The organism is Ideonella sp. A 288 (assembly GCF_002198735.1).
In the GTDB taxonomy this organism is placed as follows: Bacteria; Pseudomonadota; Gammaproteobacteria; order Burkholderiales; family Burkholderiaceae_C; genus Pseudaquabacterium.
The window spans coordinates 14,105-28,282 of sequence record NZ_MWLO01000162.1 but is presented as its reverse complement, the minus strand read 5'-3'; the positions used below and the strand labels follow the sequence as shown (position 1 = coordinate 28,282).

Sequence of the window (14,178 nt, the reverse complement as noted above, 5' to 3'; positions counted from 1 at the left end):
CGTTCACTTCCTCTTCACTTCGCCAGACTGCGTCATCAGGCAGGCGGCGACGATGTCGTCGTCCATCGGCACATTGAAGGCGCCGTCCTTGGGCAGCACCAGCTTCAGGAAGTCGAGCACGTTGCGCGCGTACAGGCTGCTCGAATCCGCGGCCACCAGCGCCGGCAGGTTGGTCTCGCCGACGATCGTGACGCCGTGCTTGACGACCGTGCGGCCTGCTTCGGTCAGCGGGCAGTTGCCGCCGGCCGGTGCGGCCATGTCGACGATCACCGAGCCGGGCTTCATGCTCTTGACCATGTCCTCGGTCACCAGCACTGGGGCGGCGCGGCCGGGGATCAGCGCGGTGCTGATCACGATGTCGGCGGCCGCCACCTTCTTGGCCACTTCGACCTTCTGCCGGTCCATCCAGCTCTGCGGCATGGGCTTGGCGTAGCCGCCCACGCCCACGGCGGCTTCCTTTTCCTCCGGCGTGTCGTAGGACACGTCGATGAACTTGGCGCCCAGCGATTCGACCTGTTCCTTCACGGAGGGCCGCACGTCCGACGCTTCGATCACCGCGCCCAGCCGCTTGGCGGTGGCGATGGCCTGCAGGCCGGCCACGCCGACGCCCAGGATCACCACGCGCGCGGCCTTGATGGTGCCGGCGGCGGTCATCATCATCGGGAACAGGCGCTGGTACCTGTCGGCCGCGATCATCACGGCCTTGTAGCCGCCGATGTTGGCCTGGCTGGACAGCACGTCCATGCTCTGCGCGCGCGTGGTGCGCGGCGCGGCCTCGAGCGCGAAGCTCGTGACGCCGGCCGCGGCGATGCGCGCCAGCCCGTCCTTGTCGAACGGGTTGAGCATGCCGACCAGGGCCGTGCCGGGTTTCATCAGGCTCAGCTCGTCGGCATCGGGCGCGCGCACCTTGAGCACCAGCTCGGCGCCGAAGGCGCCTGCGCGGTCGGTGATCTCGGCACCGGCGGCGGCATAGGCCTCGTCGGTGGCGCTGGCGGCCACGCCGGCGCCGGACTGAACCCGCACCGTGTGGCCCTGGGCCTTGAGCTTCTTGGCCGTCTCGGGTGTGACGGCCACGCGGGTTTCACCCGCCACCGTCTCGAGCGGTACTCCGATCAACATGCTGTCTCCTCACTCGCTGCCTTGCGAAGGGGCAGCCTCTGCAAGAAGCTTACCCGAGTTCGCTGAAAAACCGCTTGGATTCCACGGCCCATGCGGCCTTGATTACCATGCCTGCACATGAGCACAACGCGCTGGACCCCGAGCGTCACCGTGGCGGCGATCATCGAACGCGATGGACGCTTCCTGCTTGTCGAGGAACAAACGCAGGAGGGACTGAGGCTCAACAACCCCGCCGGCCACCTCGACCCTGGGGAATCCACGCTGCAGGCCGCGGTGCGCGAGTGCCTCGAAGAGACAGCCTGTCACTTTGTGCCACAGGCGCTGCTCGGCGTGTACCAGTCGCGCTTCCACCGGCCGGCGCGCCCGGGACATGCGGCGGAGGACATCACCTACCTGCGCTTCGCCTACGCCGGCACGGTGGGTGAGCCCGAGCCCGGCCGCGCGCTCGACGAGCCCATCGTGCGCACGCTGTGGCTCACGCCCGACGAGATCCGTGCGTCGAAGGCCCGCCACCGCAGCCCGTTGCTGCTGGCCTGCATCGAAGACCACCTGGCGGGTCGCCGCCACCCGCTCGGGCTGGTGACGGTGGATCCGTCGGTGTTCGTGCCGGGTGGGGCGGCCTGACCCGGCCCGCGGGTGCATGATCGCGTCATGACCGCGGCCGTCTCGTGCCGCAAATCCAGGAGCAGACCCCGTGACCCAACCCACCATCGCCCAGAAGGCCCCGTACCCTGTCGCCGTCGAGGCCGGCAAGGACTACTTCTGGTGCGCCTGCGGCAACAGCAAGACCCAGCCCTTCTGCGACGGCTCGCACAAGGGCGGGCCGTTCGTGCCGATGAAGTTCACGGCCACTGAATCGAAGACCGTGTACTTCTGCGGCTGCAAGGCCAGCACCCACCAGCCGCTGTGCGACGGCACGCACAAGTCGTTGTGACCTGAGCGCCGCGCTGCGCGCGCGCAGCGGCGGGCCCGAGGGTGCCCACGTTCGGGCAGGGCAGGCGTTCGCACGGACAATCGGGGCATGGCCAAGCAACGCATCGTCGTCGGGTTGTCCGGCGGCGTCGATTCGGCCGTCACCGCGTGGCTGCTCCAGCAGCAGGGCCACGAGGTGATTGGCCTCTTCATGAAGAACTGGGAAGACGACGACGACAGCGAATACTGCTCGTCGAACGTCGACTTTGTCGACGCCGCGGCGGTGGCCGACGTCATCGGCATCGAGATCGAGCACGTCAACTTCGCGGCCGACTACAAGGACCGCGTCTTCGCCGAGTTCCTGCGCGAGCACCAGGCCGGCCGCACGCCCAACCCCGACGTGCTGTGCAACGCCGAGATCAAGTTCAAGGCCTTCCTCGACCACGCGATGCGGCTGGGCGCCGCGAAGATCGCCACCGGCCACTACGCCCGCGTGCGCGAGCGCGACGGGGCGTTCGAGCTGCTCAAGGGCCTGGACGAGGCCAAGGACCAGAGCTACTTCCTGCACCGGCTGAACCAGGCGCAGCTGTCGCGCACGCTGTTCCCGGTGGGCGAACTGCGCAAGACCGAGGTGCGCCGCCTTGCCGCCGAGATCGGCCTGCCCAATGCCAAGAAGAAGGACTCCACCGGCATCTGCTTCATCGGCGAGCGCCCGTTCCGCGAGTTCCTGGCGCGCTACCTGAGCCACGCACCCGGCCCGATCCGCGACGACCGCGGCCGCCTGCTCGGCCAGCACGTGGGCCTGTCGTTCTACACGCTGGGCCAGCGCCAGGGCCTGGGCATCGGCGGCGTGAAGGAGCGCGGCGCCCCGCGCGGCGGCGGCGAGCATGCGCCGTGGTTCGTGGCGCGCAAGGAACTCGACACCAACACGCTGCGCGTGGTGCAGGGCCACGACCACCCCTGGCTGCTGTCGCGAGCGCTGCGCTTCGACGACGCGGCCTGGGTGGCGGGCCAGCCGCCGGCACCCGGTGTCTGCGCGGCCAAGACACGGTACCGCCAGGCCGACGCGGCGTGCCGCCTGCAGCCGTTGGACAATGGCCGCTTCGAGCTCGATTTCGATGAGCCGCAATGGGCGGTGACGCCGGGTCAGTCGGCCGTTCTCTACGACGGCGAGGTCTGTCTGGGGGGCGGGGTGATCGCGTCGGCCGGTTGATCCCGCGCCTCACCGAGGCGCCGCCAGGCGGGCCAGCCAGTCGAGCAACAGGCTCGTCACGGCCTCGGGCTGTTCCCATGTGAGCATGTGCCCACACTTCGGCAGCACATGCAGCCGCGCGCCGGCGATGCCCTCGGCCAACTCGCGCGAGCACTCGGGCGGGGTCAGCTGGTCGGCCTCGCCGCAGACCACCAGCGTGGGGCAGGCGATGCCGGCCAGCATCGGCCGCCGGTCGGCCCGGGCCATCACCGCCCGGTTTTGCCGGATCAACTGCTCGGGCCCGGCCCGGCCGACCATCGCCAGGTAGTCGGCGGCCAGCGAGGTGCCGCGCAGGCTGTCGGGGTGGAAGGCGAAGACCAGGTTGGCGCGTAGCACCTCGTCCATGCGGCCCGCCGCGAACAGCGTGCAGGCCTGGGTGCGCAGCGCGATCAGCTCGGGCGTGTCGGCGCGGGCCGAGGTGCCCAGCAGGGCCAGCCCGGCCACCCGATGCGGCGCCTGCCGCCAGACCTCCAGCGCCACGATGCCGCCCATCGAGGTGCCCGCCAGCGCCAGCGGCCCCGGCACCTCGGCCAGCAGGGCGGCCGCCATGTCGGCCAACGTGGCATGTCGGGCGTGCACATCGGCCACCCGCAGCAGGCGGCTGCCGGCGGCCAGCACCGGCTGCTGGTCGCGCCACAGCGCAGCGTCGCTGGCCAGGCCGGGCAGGAGCACCAGGGTCGTCATGCGGGGCAGTGTGACATCGGCGGTGATGTCGGCCCGCCGACGGGATGGGTGGGCCGGCGCACGACGGTCATCCGTCGGCGAGGTCGACGCCGACCAGCCAGGCCTGCGTCAGCGCCTGTCGCAGCCAGGCTTCGAACGAGAAGCCGGTGCCCGCGCTGTCCAGCGCCGCGCCGAGCGTGGCACCCTGCAGCAGCGAGCGCGTGAAGTCCGCCGCCGGCCGGCCCACCACGCACGCGGTGGGCCGCCAGCCGTCGCGGAACACCAGGGCCGATTCGGCCCGCCCCGCGGCCAGGGCCGCGCGCGCCGCCGCGAACCGATCGCCACCGTCGCCATCGACATCGCCATCTCCGGGCTGGTGCGCCTGCCAGATCGTGACGATCGGGTGCTCCGAGTCGACGATGGCCGTGCCTGGCCGCAGGCACAGGCGAAGTCGGGCCGGGTCGTGGGTGCCCAGGCGTTCGAGCCCGGGCGGGCCGAGGGGGCCGCCCTGCCCGTCCTGTCCGTGCGGCGCGTCCGCCGCGTGCTGCGCCAGGTGCAGGGCCCATTCGAGGCGGGCGATGTCGGCGAGGTACGGTTCGGCGGCCAGCTCGGCGCGGTCGACGACGACGGCGGACAGCGCCTGGCCCCAGTGCGCCAGGTCGCCGCGCGTGGGCGCATGCTGCTGCCAGCAATGGCGCGCCAGCGCGGCGAACGCCTCGTCGCCCAGCAACTGCTGCACCACCGGATGGGCGGCCGACAGGGCGCGCTCGGCGGTGGCCGCTGCGTTGGACTGGTAGGCCAGCAGGCCGCGCTGCTGCCGTGTGGTGTCTCCGCGCAGCCAGTGCGCCAGTTCGGCCGGGGCCTCGTCGCGCCACAGCGCGCGCAGCAGGGTCTGCTGGCGCAGCGCCTCGCGCTCGCGGGAGGCGCTTCGTGCCGAGCAGGCCGGCATCGGCCCTTCGGGCGGCCGGGCCGGCTCATGTCTTCCGCCATCGCACTCGGCCGCGGACGCGCCAGGGTCGGCTGCCGCATCGGTCATCGCGTCACCCGCGCAGCAGCGGCCGCCTGCAGCCTGAGCCCGGCCTGCCCTGCCTCGTCGAGCAGCACGTCGAGCGCGGGCAGGTCGGTGTCCCACTCGACCAGCGTGGGCACGGCGCCGACATGCCGCAGCGCATGCTCGTACACCTGCCACACCGGGCCGCGCACGCGGCTGCCATGGTCGTCGATGACGATGTCGCCGCAATCCTTGTAGCCGGCCAGGTGGATCTCGCCGACGATGGCCGGATCGAGGGCATCGATCCAGGCGCAGGCCGCGGCCACCGCGTCGACACCGTCGTTCAGGGCATTCACCACCAGGTTGTTGACGTCGAGGAGCAGGCCGCAGCCGCTGCGGCGGGCCAGTCGGTTGAAGAACTCGGGTTCGGCCAGGCCCTCGTCGGCCCAGGCCAGGTAGGCCGACAGGTGTTCCACCAGCAGCGGCCGGCGCAGCCGCTCCTGCACGCGCTGCACGTTGTCCACCATCAGTTGCAGCGCTGCCGGCGTGGTGGCGATCGGCAACAGGTCGCTGGCGTGATGCACCGGGCCGTTGGCGCGGCGCGGCGCGCGCGCGAACGAGGCATGGTCGCTGACGCGCACCGGCTCGATGCGGTCCACCAGCCGCGCCAGCCGCGCCAGGTGCCACTCGTCCAGGCCAACGGCCGACCCCAGCGCCAGCCCCACGCCATGCAGGCTCACCGGCACCTGCTCTCGCACCTCGTGCAGCACGGCCAGCGCAGCACCGCCGTCGGCAAAGTAGTTCTCGGAGTGCACCTCGACGAAGCCCAGCGGCGGGCGGCGCGCGACGAACTCGGCGCAATGCGGCTGGCGCAGGCCGATGCCCACAGGCGCCGCCGGCTGCGCGGCGCCCACGGAGGCCGCCGCGGCCGCGTCCGATGCCACCGAGGCGCTGGGTCGGCTCAGGACTTGGCGTCCTTCTTGGGCTCGGCCGGCGCGTCGAGCTCTTCGGCCGTCTTGCCCTTGAGGGCCTTGCAGGTGCCCTTGGGCACGTACTTCCAGTCGTTCAGGCTCATGTCGACCTTCGACTGACCGGCGCAGGTGTGGGTGCCGGCGCGGTTGCCGCAGTCGTTCTGGCCCGCCTTGGCGATGCCGTAGCACTTTTCCTTGGCCTTCTTGTCCTGCGCCGCGGCCGGGCTGGCCAGGCCGAGCGCGAGCACCGACGCCAGGGCCGACGAAACGATCGAGCGTTGATTCATGGGGCGCACCTCTGTCGTGTGGGGATGGGGAACGATGATGCCAGTGTCCGGCCCGAGGCCGGGTCGCGGCGGGGGCAGGGTTTCTTACACTGCGGCCCATGCGGTTCGGGTTGTTCGCCGCGTCACGCCCCAGGAGTCAGCATGCAGGAACCCGCAATGCGTCGTGCCCGGTCGGCCGGGCAGGCGTCGGCACCGTTCGGCGCGGCCGACGTGCCATTCGTGCGCGGGATGTCGTGGGGGCTGCTCCTGATCGTGCTCCTGGCCGCGCTCGGCGGCTGCAGCACCTTGCCGCAGGTCGACCGCCAGGCCATCGCCAGCGAGGCCGTGCTCATCTCCCCGAAGACCACGCTCGGCCGCATCGCCGGCAGCTACCGCCCGGCCCCCGACCAGTCGGGCTTCCGCCTGATGCCGCTGGGCAAGTTCGCGCTCGACACGCGGGTGCAGCTGGCGCAGCGCGCCGAGGCCACGCTCGACGTGCAGTACTACCACCTCGAGAACGACGAGACCGGCCGCTGGCTGCTGCGCGCGCTGCGCGACGCCGCCCAGCGCGGGGTGCGCGTGCGGCTGCTCATCGACGATTTCTACACCGGCGGCGAGGACGAGCTGTTCCTGGCCTTTGCCGCCCACGAAAACGTCGAGGTGCGGCTGTTCAACCCCTTCATGCGCGCCCGCGCCCATGGCCAGGCCACGCGCTTCCTGGCCGACCCGGGCGAATGGAAGCGCCTGAACCACCGCATGCACAACAAGCTGTTCATCGCCGATGGCGCGATGGCGGTGATCGGCGGGCGCAACGTGGCCAACGAGTACTTCCTGCGCAGTGCGTCGGAGAATTTCATCGATGTGGACGCCTTCACGGTGGGCTTCATCATCGAGCCGCTGCAGGCGCTGTTCGACCGCTACTGGAACGCCGACGCCGTCTACCCGCTGCAGGCCATCACGCGCAGCGCGCTCGACGCCGACGCGCTGAGGCGCCAGTTCGACGCGTGGACGGGTCCGCAGGCGACGCCGCCGCCTGGCCCGCTGCCGCCGTCCGACATCCTGGGCTATGGCCCCATCTCCGAAGACCTGGACGCCGGCCGGCTGGGCCTGATCTGGGGCAACGCCTATGTGTTCGCCGACCATCCCGACAAGCCCTTCGATGGCGAGGCTGGCGGCGAGCTGCAGGAAACCAGCGTCACCTACAACGTGTTCGAGGCGCTGCGCAAGGCGCAGACCGAACTCGTCGTCTCCTCGCCCTACCTGGTGCCGGGCAAGGACGGCATGGGCCTGCTGCGCGAGCTGCGCGCGCGCAAGGTGCGCACGGTGATGATGACCAACTCGCTCGGCTCGACCGACGAGCCCATCGTCCACATCGGCTACAAGGCCTACCGTGAACCGATGCTCGAGCTCGGCATCGACCTGTACGAGATCAGCGCGTCGCGCGTCAAGCGCAACCTGCGCACGAGCCTGTTCGGTGCCTCGCTCGGCCGCCTGCACGCCAAGCTGGCGGTGGTCGACCGCAAGACCCTGTTCGTCGGGTCGATGAACCTCGACCCGCGCTCGGCCACCATCAACACCGAACTGGGCGCCGTGATCGACAGCCCGCCCCTGGCGCGCGAGATGATCCGCATCATCGACATCGACCGGCTGCAAAGCGCCTACCGCGTGCGGCTGTCGGCCGATGGAAGCAGCTGCGAATGGCTGGGCATGGACGATGAGAAGGAGGTGGTGCTCACCGAGGAGCCCGATTCCTCGCTCTGGCAACGCGTGAAGGTGTGGCTGCTCAGGCCCTTCGTGCCCGAATCGCTGCTCTGACACGCTGCCGTCCCGGCGCGCGACTCGCCGGGGAGGCCCGGCCCCGCCCGCCGGCCCCTTATGCACGGACCGAGGAAGCTCAGCACCAAATAGTCGTTCCATGCCACCAGGGTCGCCATCAAAATTCGCTTTTCGCATAAGCGGCCGGCTTCCCGTGAACTTCCAGCAACTGCGCTCCGTGCGCGAAACCGTCCGCCAGGGCTTCAACCTCACCGAGGTGGCCGCGGTGCTGCACACCTCGCAGCCGGGTGTCAGCCGCCAGATCCGCGAGCTGGAAGACGAGCTGGGCATCGACATCTTCGTGCGCGTGGGCAAGCGCCTCACCGGCCTCACCCCGCCGGGCGAGACGGTGCTGCCGATCGTCGAGCGCCTGCTGCAGGAGGCCGGCAACCTGCAGCGCGCCGGGGCCGATTTCGCCCAGGCCGGCCAGGGCACGCTGACCATCGCCGCCACCCATTCGCAGGCCCGCTACGCGCTGCCGGGCGCGGTGCGCGATTTCCGCGAGCGCCACCCGCAGGTGCAACTGCACCTACACCAGGGCACGCCGCAGCAGGTGGCCCGCATGCTGCTGGACGGCGAGGCCGACATCGGCATCGCCACCGAGGCGCTGGCGCAGTACGACGCGCTGCTGGCGCTGCCCTGCTACCGCTGGACGCACACCGTGGTGGTGCCGCCGGGCCACCCGCTGGCCGAGGAGGCGGCCGCCGGCCAGGCCTTGACCCTGCAGCGGCTGGCGACCTTCCCGCTCATCACCTACGAGAGCGGCTACACCGGCCGCGCCCACATCGACGAGGCCTTTGCGAAGGTGGGCCTGGCGCCCGAGATCGTGCTGGTGGCGATGGACGCCGACGTCATCAAGACCTATGTCGAACTGGGCATGGGCGTGGGCATCGTCGCGGCGATCGCCTTTGACGAGGAGCGCGACCGCCACCTCCGCGCGATCGATGGCCGGCACCTGTTCGCCGCCAACATGACCCGCCTGGGCATCAAGCGCGGCAGCTGGCTGCGCGACTATGTCTACGAGTTCATCGCCACCTTTGCCGCGCCGTTGACCCGCGCGGTGGTGCAGCAGGCGCTGCAGGGCGTGCCGGGCGAGCCGCTGCACGAGTGACGCGGGTGGACGCTGTGTTTGGATGCTGCTTCGTCGTGGCAGGCGCAGTGTCTGCTCAGGCGGCGTCGGGTTCGCTGTCCCGATGAAGTCGAAGGGGCCGTCGGCGTTGCCGCCGGGTGGTGCATTGCCGCGGTAGGCTGGCGGGCCTGGGCGTGCAGAGCGGCGAACACTCTTTTACAGCGTTAGCAACTGACCTTAAGGCTCAGTTAAGACGTGCTTTTCAGAATCGGCCCTTGTTCTGCAATGGAGATTCCGATGGGCCTGAAGCCAACGACCGAGCGTTACCACCTGGCCACTGTGTCGCTGCACTGGCTGATGCTGGCCTTGTTCGTGGGGGTGTACGCGAGCATCGAGTTGCGCGTGCTGTTCGAGAAGGGCACGGCGGCGCGCGACGCGATGAAGAACCTGCACTTCACGCTCGGCCTGCTCATGTTCGCGCTGGTGCTGGTGCGCATCGCGATGCGCATCAGGCATCCTGCGCCGGCGGCGCTGGCCTCCATCGCGCCCTGGCAGGGCGTCGCCGCCAAGCTGGGCCATCTGGCGCTGTATGCCCTCATGATCGGCATGCCCCTGGCCGGCTGGCTGCTGCTCAGCGCGGCCGGCAAGCCCATCCCGTTCTTCGGCCTGGAGCTGCCCGCGCTGCTGGCCAAGAACAAGGAGCTCGCCGACCAGATCAAGCAGGTCCATGAGTTCGTCGGCACGGCCGGCTACTGGCTGATCGGCGGCCATGCCGCCGCCGCACTGTTCCACCACTACATCCTGCGAGATGCGACGCTGCAACGGATGTCGCCCGCGGGTTGGCTGACGGGCCGCTCGCGTGGCGCTCGACGCAATCCCATGGAGGCGGCCGGATCCCCCCGCGTCGGATAGGCACACCTGCCCCCTGAAATCGGGGGGTGTCGACCGCCCCGGACGTATCAGGCGCGGATCTGCCTGCTCTGATGGCCGCCACCGCCCGCCCGCGTGACCGACGCAGCAGGGCCTGGCGGCCTCGGCGTGGCAGATGACGCGGGGCACGATGTCACCGCCCCGAAGGACCGCCCATGTCGTACCGCCCCCCCCACCGCCTGATGCTCGGCACCCTGGTTGCCCTGTCCGCCCTGTCGGCGCCGCTGGCGCAGGCGGCGGATGTCTCGCTGGCCGGGGTCACCTGGACGGGCACCGGCAACACCGGCCTGATCAGTGGCACCTACAACGCCACCGGCACCGACGCCCTGCTCGGCCATGCCGGCACGGGCAGCCCGATGGTCGGGTTCGTGTCCACGTTCCACGAGGTCATCGACTTCGACCAGCCCTATGTGAACCCGTCGCCGTTGAACCTGGTGCCCACGGTCAACGACTTCGGCAGCTACAACCAGACCAACGGGTCGATGGCGCAGTCCAGCGCCTTCACGGTCAACCAGAACGACCGGCTGGTGCTGCACTTCAACTACGTGTCCACCGATGGGCGCGATTACGAGGACTACGCCTGGGCCCGCCTGGTCAACGCCGGCACGCACAAGACGGCCGCCTGGCTGTTCACCGCGCGCAGCGGCAACGCGCCTGACGGCGACGGCACCAGCGACTACATCCAGGGCCATGTGCTGAGTGATCAGGTCGGGTTCGGCAACCTCGATTCCAAGGATCCCGACCGGCAACTGGCGGTGACGCTGCCCATCGTGCCGGGCATCAACGGCAACACCCAGTGGGCGCCGCTGGGCCCGTCGGCAGGCCAGTGCTGGGACGAGGGCACCAGCTGCGGCTACACCGGCTGGGTCGAGTCGTCGTTCCTGGCCAGCGACAAGGATTTCGCCTCCGGCAGCTACTACCTGCAGATCGGCGTGGTCAACTGGGGCGACACCGCGCTGCAGTCGGCGGTGGCTTTCGACTTCTCGGGCCTGTCGCAGGCCAGTTTCGTCAACCCCACCCAGGTGTTCGATGCGGCGGCGCCGGTGCCCGAGCCGGAAGGCTGGGCGATGCTGCTGGTGGGCCTGGGCGTGATCGGCTTCCTGGCGCGCCGGCGAGGCGCAAGCGCCGCCTGACGGCGCCCCCAGGCCGGTCGCGCGGCGCCGGCCCGCGGGCCGGGCTCAGATCGCCGCCGCCGGGTCGTCCACCAACGCGGCCTCGCCGCCGACCACGAAGCGGGTGACGCGGCGCGGGCGCAGGTGGGCCCGCTGGCCGGGCGCCAGGCCCAGGGTGTCGCGCAGCGTCTGCCAGCGCGTGCGCGGCAGCTCGACGTCGACGAAGCTGCCGTCGTCACGCTGGAACTCCAGCCGCGTCAGCGCGCCCAAGGTGAGCACTTGCGACAGCGTGGCGCCCCAGGTGCCGTCGCCGGCCTCGCCGACGATGTCCAGCTCATGTGGCCGCACATAACTCACCTCCTGACCATCCGCCCCACCCGGCGCATGGCCGAGCCGGCCGTGGAACAGGTTCACGTCACCCAGGAACTGCAGCACGAAGGGTGTGGCCGGGTGGTCGTAGACCTCGTCGGGCGATCCCTGCTGCTCGATGCGGCCCTGGTTCATCACCACCACGCGGTCGGCCACCTCCATCGCCTCGTCCTGGTCGTGGGTGACGAACACGCTGGTCACGTGCATCTCGTCGTGCAGGCGGCGCAGCCAGCGGCGCAGTTCCTTGCGCACCTTGGCGTCGAGCGCGCCGAAGGGCTCGTCGAGCAGCAGCACGCGCGGCTCCACCGCCAGGGCGCGGGCCAGCGCGATGCGCTGGCGCTGGCCGCCGGAGAGCTGGTGCGGGAAGCGGTCGGCCACCCAGTCGAGCTGCACCATCTTCAGCAGCGCGGTCACCTTCGAGCGGATCTCGCGCTCGGTCGGCCGCGTCGCCTTCGGCCGCACCCGCAGGCCAAAGGCCACGTTCTCGAAGATCGACAGGTGCGCGAACAGCGCGTAATGCTGGAAGACGAAGCCCACCTGGCGCTCGCGCACGTCGGTGCGGGTGGCATCTTCGCCGTGGAACAGCACGCTGCCCGAATCGGGCACCTCGAGCCCGGCGATGATGCGCAGCAGCGTGGTCTTGCCCGAGCCCGACGGGCCGAGCAGCGCCACCAGTTCACCGTCGGGGATGACCAGGTCGAGCTGGTCGCACACCACGGTGGCGCCGAAGCGCTTGTTGAGTTGGCGGACTTCGATGCTCATGTGGGGCCTGCCTTGGGGTTCATTCGCCGCGGCCGCCGGCCGCCCGCTTCTCGTGCTTCACGCGCTGTTCGACGGCGTACTTCAGCGCCAGCGTCACCAGCGCCAGCAGCGCCAGCAGCGAGGCCACCGCAAAGGCGGCGGCGAACTGGTACTCGTTGTAGAGGATCTCGATGTGCAGCGGCATCGTGTTGGTCTGGCCGCGGATGTGGCCCGAGACCACGCTGACCGCGCCGAACTCGCCCATCGCCCGCGCATTGCACAGGATCACGCCGTACAGCAGTGCCCACTTCACGTTGGGCAGGGTCACGCGCCAGAGGATGTCCCAGCCGCCGGCGCCCAGCACGCGGGCGGCCTCTTCCTGCTCCACGCCCTGGGCCTGCATCAGCGGGATGAGCTCGCGGGCGACGAACGGGAAGGTCACGAAGGTGGTGGCCAGCACGATGCCGGGCACCGCGAAGATGACCTTCAGGTCGTGGTCGCGCAGCCACTCGCCCCACCAGCCCTGCAGGCCGAAGATCAGCACGAAGACCAGCCCCGAGATCACCGGGCTCACCGAAAACGGCAGGTCGATCAGCGTCAGCAGCACGTTCTTGCCGCGGAACTCGAACTTGGCGATGCACCAGGCGGCGGCCACGCCGAACACCAGGTTCATCGGCACCGAGATCAGCGCGGCGATCAGCGTCAGCTTCACCGCCGACAGCGCATCGGGCTCGACGATGGCCGCCAGGTAGACGTCGACACCCTTCTTGAAGGCCTCGGCGAAGACGATGGCCAGCGGCACGAACAGGAAGACGGTGAGGAAGGCCAGGGCCACGCCGATCAGCGATCGGCGCACCCAGGCGGGCTCGGAGGTGGCCGAGCGCAGCGCCGGCGGCGCCATGGCGGCCGAGGCCCGCAGGGCTGGAAGACGCGGCGCCGTCGGCGACGGGCCGGCCGTGGTCGATGCGCTGGCGGCCATGGCCATCACCGCCCCTGCCGCGCGCGGGCCCAGGCCTGCAGTGCATTGATGCCCAGCAGCAGCGCGAAAGCGGCCACCAGCATCACCACCGCGAGGGCCGTGGCGCCGGTGTAGTCGTACTGCTCGAGCTTGGTGATGATCAACAGCGGTGTGATCTCGCTGATCATCGGCATGTTGCCGGCGATGAAGATCACCGAGCCGTACTCGCCCAGCGCGCGGGCGAAGGCCAGCGCGAAGCCGGTGAGCAGCGGCGGCGTCAGGATCGGCAACAGCACGCGGCGGAAGGTCTGCCAGCGGTTGGCGCCCAGTGTGGCCGCGGCCTCCTCGATCTCGTGGTGCATGTCTTCCATCACCGGCTGCAGCGTGCGCACGACGAAGGGCAGGCCGATGAAGGTGAGCGCCACGAACACGCCCAGCGGCGTGAAGGCCACCTTGAACGGCAGCAGTTGGCCGATCCAGCCGTTCTCGGCGTACAGCGCGGTCAGTGCGATGCCGGCCACCGCCGTGGGCAGCGCGAAGGGCAGGTCGACCAGCGCGTCGACGAGGCGCTTGAACGGAAAGTCATAACGCACCAGCACCCAGGCCACCACCAGGCCGAATGCGGCGTTGATCAGCGCGGCGGCGAACGAGGCGCCGAAGGTCAGCCGGTACGAGGCCATCACGCGGGGCGAGGTCACCGTGTCCCAGAACGCCGGCCAGGTCATCGTGGCCGTCTTCAGGAAGGCCGCCGACAGCGGGATCAGCACGATGAAGCTCAGGTACAGCAGCGTGAACCCGAGCGCCAGGTCGAAGCCGGGCAGCACCGAGTGACGCCGCAGCAGGCGGCGCATCAGGACCATGGCTGCTCCCTATTTGCCTGCGCGGCGGTCGAACCACCAGGCGGCCAGCGGCAGGGCCAGCAGCAGGGCCAGGCGCAGCAGGTCGGCGATCAGCGGGTCGGAGGTCATGGGGGTGGCTCGGCAGGATTCGAGAGGCAAGGGCACGATGCT

15 protein-coding genes are annotated in these 14,178 nt (G+C 70.4%); 7 read left to right on the top strand and 8 right to left on the bottom strand.

The annotated features are described in order from the left end of the window. Nucleotides 1–3: 3 nt before the first annotated feature. Nucleotides 4–1,119 carry a Re/Si-specific NAD(P)(+) transhydrogenase subunit alpha gene (locus EOINJALH_RS30155; RefSeq protein WP_088287266.1) on the bottom strand — a complete coding sequence of 372 codons (1,116 nt, stop codon included), beginning with the start codon at nucleotides 1,117–1,119 and terminating at the stop codon, nucleotides 4–6. A 117-nt stretch (nucleotides 1,120–1,236) separates the two neighbouring features. Between EOINJALH_RS30155 and EOINJALH_RS30150 the strand changes: the two genes are divergently transcribed. From EOINJALH_RS30150 to mnmA, 3 genes are all read left to right on the top strand, one after another. After that, complete coding sequence (locus EOINJALH_RS30150) at nucleotides 1,237–1,743, top strand: NUDIX hydrolase (protein WP_088287264.1); 507 nt, start codon at nucleotides 1,237–1,239, stop codon at nucleotides 1,741–1,743. A 70-nt stretch (nucleotides 1,744–1,813) separates the two neighbouring features. Next, nucleotides 1,814–2,053: a CDGSH iron-sulfur domain-containing protein gene (locus EOINJALH_RS30145; protein ID WP_088287262.1), complete on the top strand. Its 240-nt coding sequence runs from the start codon at nucleotides 1,814–1,816 to the stop codon at nucleotides 2,051–2,053. 87 nt (nucleotides 2,054–2,140) lie between these two features. Next, nucleotides 2,141–3,244 carry a tRNA 2-thiouridine(34) synthase MnmA gene (mnmA, locus tag EOINJALH_RS30140; protein ID WP_088287260.1) on the top strand — a complete coding sequence of 368 codons (1,104 nt, stop codon included), beginning with the start codon at nucleotides 2,141–2,143 and terminating at the stop codon, nucleotides 3,242–3,244. A 9-nt stretch (nucleotides 3,245–3,253) separates the two neighbouring features. On the opposite strand, the gene EOINJALH_RS30135 is transcribed toward mnmA, so the two are convergent. The 4 genes from EOINJALH_RS30135 to EOINJALH_RS30120 form a co-directional block, all read right to left on the bottom strand. Next, a complete protein-coding gene (locus tag EOINJALH_RS30135; RefSeq protein ID WP_088287258.1) occupies nucleotides 3,254–3,967 on the bottom strand; it encodes an alpha/beta fold hydrolase in 714 nt (237 codons plus the stop codon). 67 nt (nucleotides 3,968–4,034) lie between these two features. Next, nucleotides 4,035–4,982, bottom strand: a complete 948-nt coding sequence (locus EOINJALH_RS30130) for a DNA-binding domain-containing protein (RefSeq protein ID WP_088287256.1) — start codon at nucleotides 4,980–4,982, stop codon at nucleotides 4,035–4,037. Beyond that, nucleotides 4,979–5,881 (bottom strand): DUF692 domain-containing protein, encoded by a 903-nt coding sequence (locus tag EOINJALH_RS30125; protein WP_234414110.1) that lies wholly within the window; start codon nucleotides 5,879–5,881, stop codon nucleotides 4,979–4,981. The genes EOINJALH_RS30130 and EOINJALH_RS30125 overlap by 4 nt, the downstream gene beginning before the upstream one ends. A 17-nt stretch (nucleotides 5,882–5,898) precedes the next feature. After that, nucleotides 5,899–6,195 (bottom strand): DUF2282 domain-containing protein, encoded by a 297-nt coding sequence (locus EOINJALH_RS30120; protein ID WP_088287252.1) that lies wholly within the window; start codon nucleotides 6,193–6,195, stop codon nucleotides 5,899–5,901. Between the two features lie 141 nt (nucleotides 6,196–6,336). Between EOINJALH_RS30120 and EOINJALH_RS30115 the strand changes: the two genes are divergently transcribed. The 4 genes from EOINJALH_RS30115 (at nucleotide 6,337) to EOINJALH_RS30100 (ending at nucleotide 11,121) form a co-directional block, all read left to right on the top strand. Next, nucleotides 6,337–7,989: a phospholipase D family protein gene (locus EOINJALH_RS30115; RefSeq protein WP_234414109.1), complete on the top strand. Its 1,653-nt coding sequence runs from the start codon at nucleotides 6,337–6,339 to the stop codon at nucleotides 7,987–7,989. 154 nt (nucleotides 7,990–8,143) lie between these two features. Then, complete coding sequence (locus EOINJALH_RS30110) at nucleotides 8,144–9,100, top strand: CysB family HTH-type transcriptional regulator (protein WP_088287250.1); 957 nt, start codon at nucleotides 8,144–8,146, stop codon at nucleotides 9,098–9,100. A 255-nt stretch (nucleotides 9,101–9,355) separates the two neighbouring features. After that, nucleotides 9,356–9,970, top strand: a complete 615-nt coding sequence (locus EOINJALH_RS30105) for a cytochrome b (RefSeq protein ID WP_088287336.1) — start codon at nucleotides 9,356–9,358, stop codon at nucleotides 9,968–9,970. Between the two features lie 173 nt (nucleotides 9,971–10,143). Next, on the top strand, nucleotides 10,144–11,121 hold the full coding sequence (locus EOINJALH_RS30100; RefSeq protein ID WP_088287248.1) for an NF038132 family protein: 978 nt from the start codon (nucleotides 10,144–10,146) through the stop codon (nucleotides 11,119–11,121). A 45-nt stretch (nucleotides 11,122–11,166) separates the two neighbouring features. Here EOINJALH_RS30100 and EOINJALH_RS30095 read toward each other — a convergent pair whose 3' ends face one another. The 3 genes from EOINJALH_RS30095 to cysT are packed head-to-tail and all read right to left on the bottom strand — an operon-like array spanning nucleotide 11,167 to nucleotide 14,028. Further along, nucleotides 11,167–12,231 (bottom strand): sulfate/molybdate ABC transporter ATP-binding protein, encoded by a 1,065-nt coding sequence (locus EOINJALH_RS30095; RefSeq protein ID WP_088287246.1) that lies wholly within the window; start codon nucleotides 12,229–12,231, stop codon nucleotides 11,167–11,169. A gap of 19 nt (nucleotides 12,232–12,250) precedes the next feature. Then, nucleotides 12,251–13,189 carry a sulfate ABC transporter permease subunit CysW gene (cysW, locus tag EOINJALH_RS30090; RefSeq protein WP_199873516.1) on the bottom strand — a complete coding sequence of 313 codons (939 nt, stop codon included), beginning with the start codon at nucleotides 13,187–13,189 and terminating at the stop codon, nucleotides 12,251–12,253. Nucleotides 13,190–13,194: 5 nt separating this feature from the next. After that, a complete protein-coding gene (cysT, locus tag EOINJALH_RS30085; RefSeq protein ID WP_088287244.1) occupies nucleotides 13,195–14,028 on the bottom strand; it encodes a sulfate ABC transporter permease subunit CysT in 834 nt (277 codons plus the stop codon). Nucleotides 14,029–14,178: the final 150 nt, after the last annotated feature.

What these genes read in the sequence shown, in the direction of transcription:
- EOINJALH_RS30155 (WP_088287266.1), bottom strand. Translation starts at nt 1,119, where the DNA reads ATGTTGATCGGAGTACCGCTCGAGACGGTGGCGGGTGAAACCCGCGTG.
- EOINJALH_RS30150 (WP_088287264.1), top strand. Translation starts at nt 1,237, where the DNA reads ATGAGCACAACGCGCTGGACCCCGAGCGTCACCGTGGCGGCGATCATC.
- mnmA (WP_088287260.1), top strand. Translation starts at nt 2,141, where the DNA reads ATGGCCAAGCAACGCATCGTCGTCGGGTTGTCCGGCGGCGTCGATTCG.
- EOINJALH_RS30135 (WP_088287258.1), bottom strand. Translation starts at nt 3,967, where the DNA reads ATGACGACCCTGGTGCTCCTGCCCGGCCTGGCCAGCGACGCTGCGCTG.
- EOINJALH_RS30130 (WP_088287256.1), bottom strand. Translation starts at nt 4,982, where the DNA reads ATGACCGATGCGGCAGCCGACCCTGGCGCGTCCGCGGCCGAGTGCGAT.
- EOINJALH_RS30120 (WP_088287252.1), bottom strand. Translation starts at nt 6,195, where the DNA reads ATGAATCAACGCTCGATCGTTTCGTCGGCCCTGGCGTCGGTGCTCGCG.
- EOINJALH_RS30115 (WP_234414109.1), top strand. Translation starts at nt 6,337, where the DNA reads ATGCAGGAACCCGCAATGCGTCGTGCCCGGTCGGCCGGGCAGGCGTCG.
- EOINJALH_RS30105 (WP_088287336.1), top strand. Translation starts at nt 9,356, where the DNA reads ATGGGCCTGAAGCCAACGACCGAGCGTTACCACCTGGCCACTGTGTCG.
- EOINJALH_RS30100 (WP_088287248.1), top strand. Translation starts at nt 10,144, where the DNA reads ATGTCGTACCGCCCCCCCCACCGCCTGATGCTCGGCACCCTGGTTGCC.
- EOINJALH_RS30095 (WP_088287246.1), bottom strand. Translation starts at nt 12,231, where the DNA reads ATGAGCATCGAAGTCCGCCAACTCAACAAGCGCTTCGGCGCCACCGTG.
- cysW (WP_199873516.1), bottom strand. Translation starts at nt 13,189, where the DNA reads ATGGCCGCCAGCGCATCGACCACGGCCGGCCCGTCGCCGACGGCGCCG.
- cysT (WP_088287244.1), bottom strand. Translation starts at nt 14,028, where the DNA reads ATGGTCCTGATGCGCCGCCTGCTGCGGCGTCACTCGGTGCTGCCCGGC.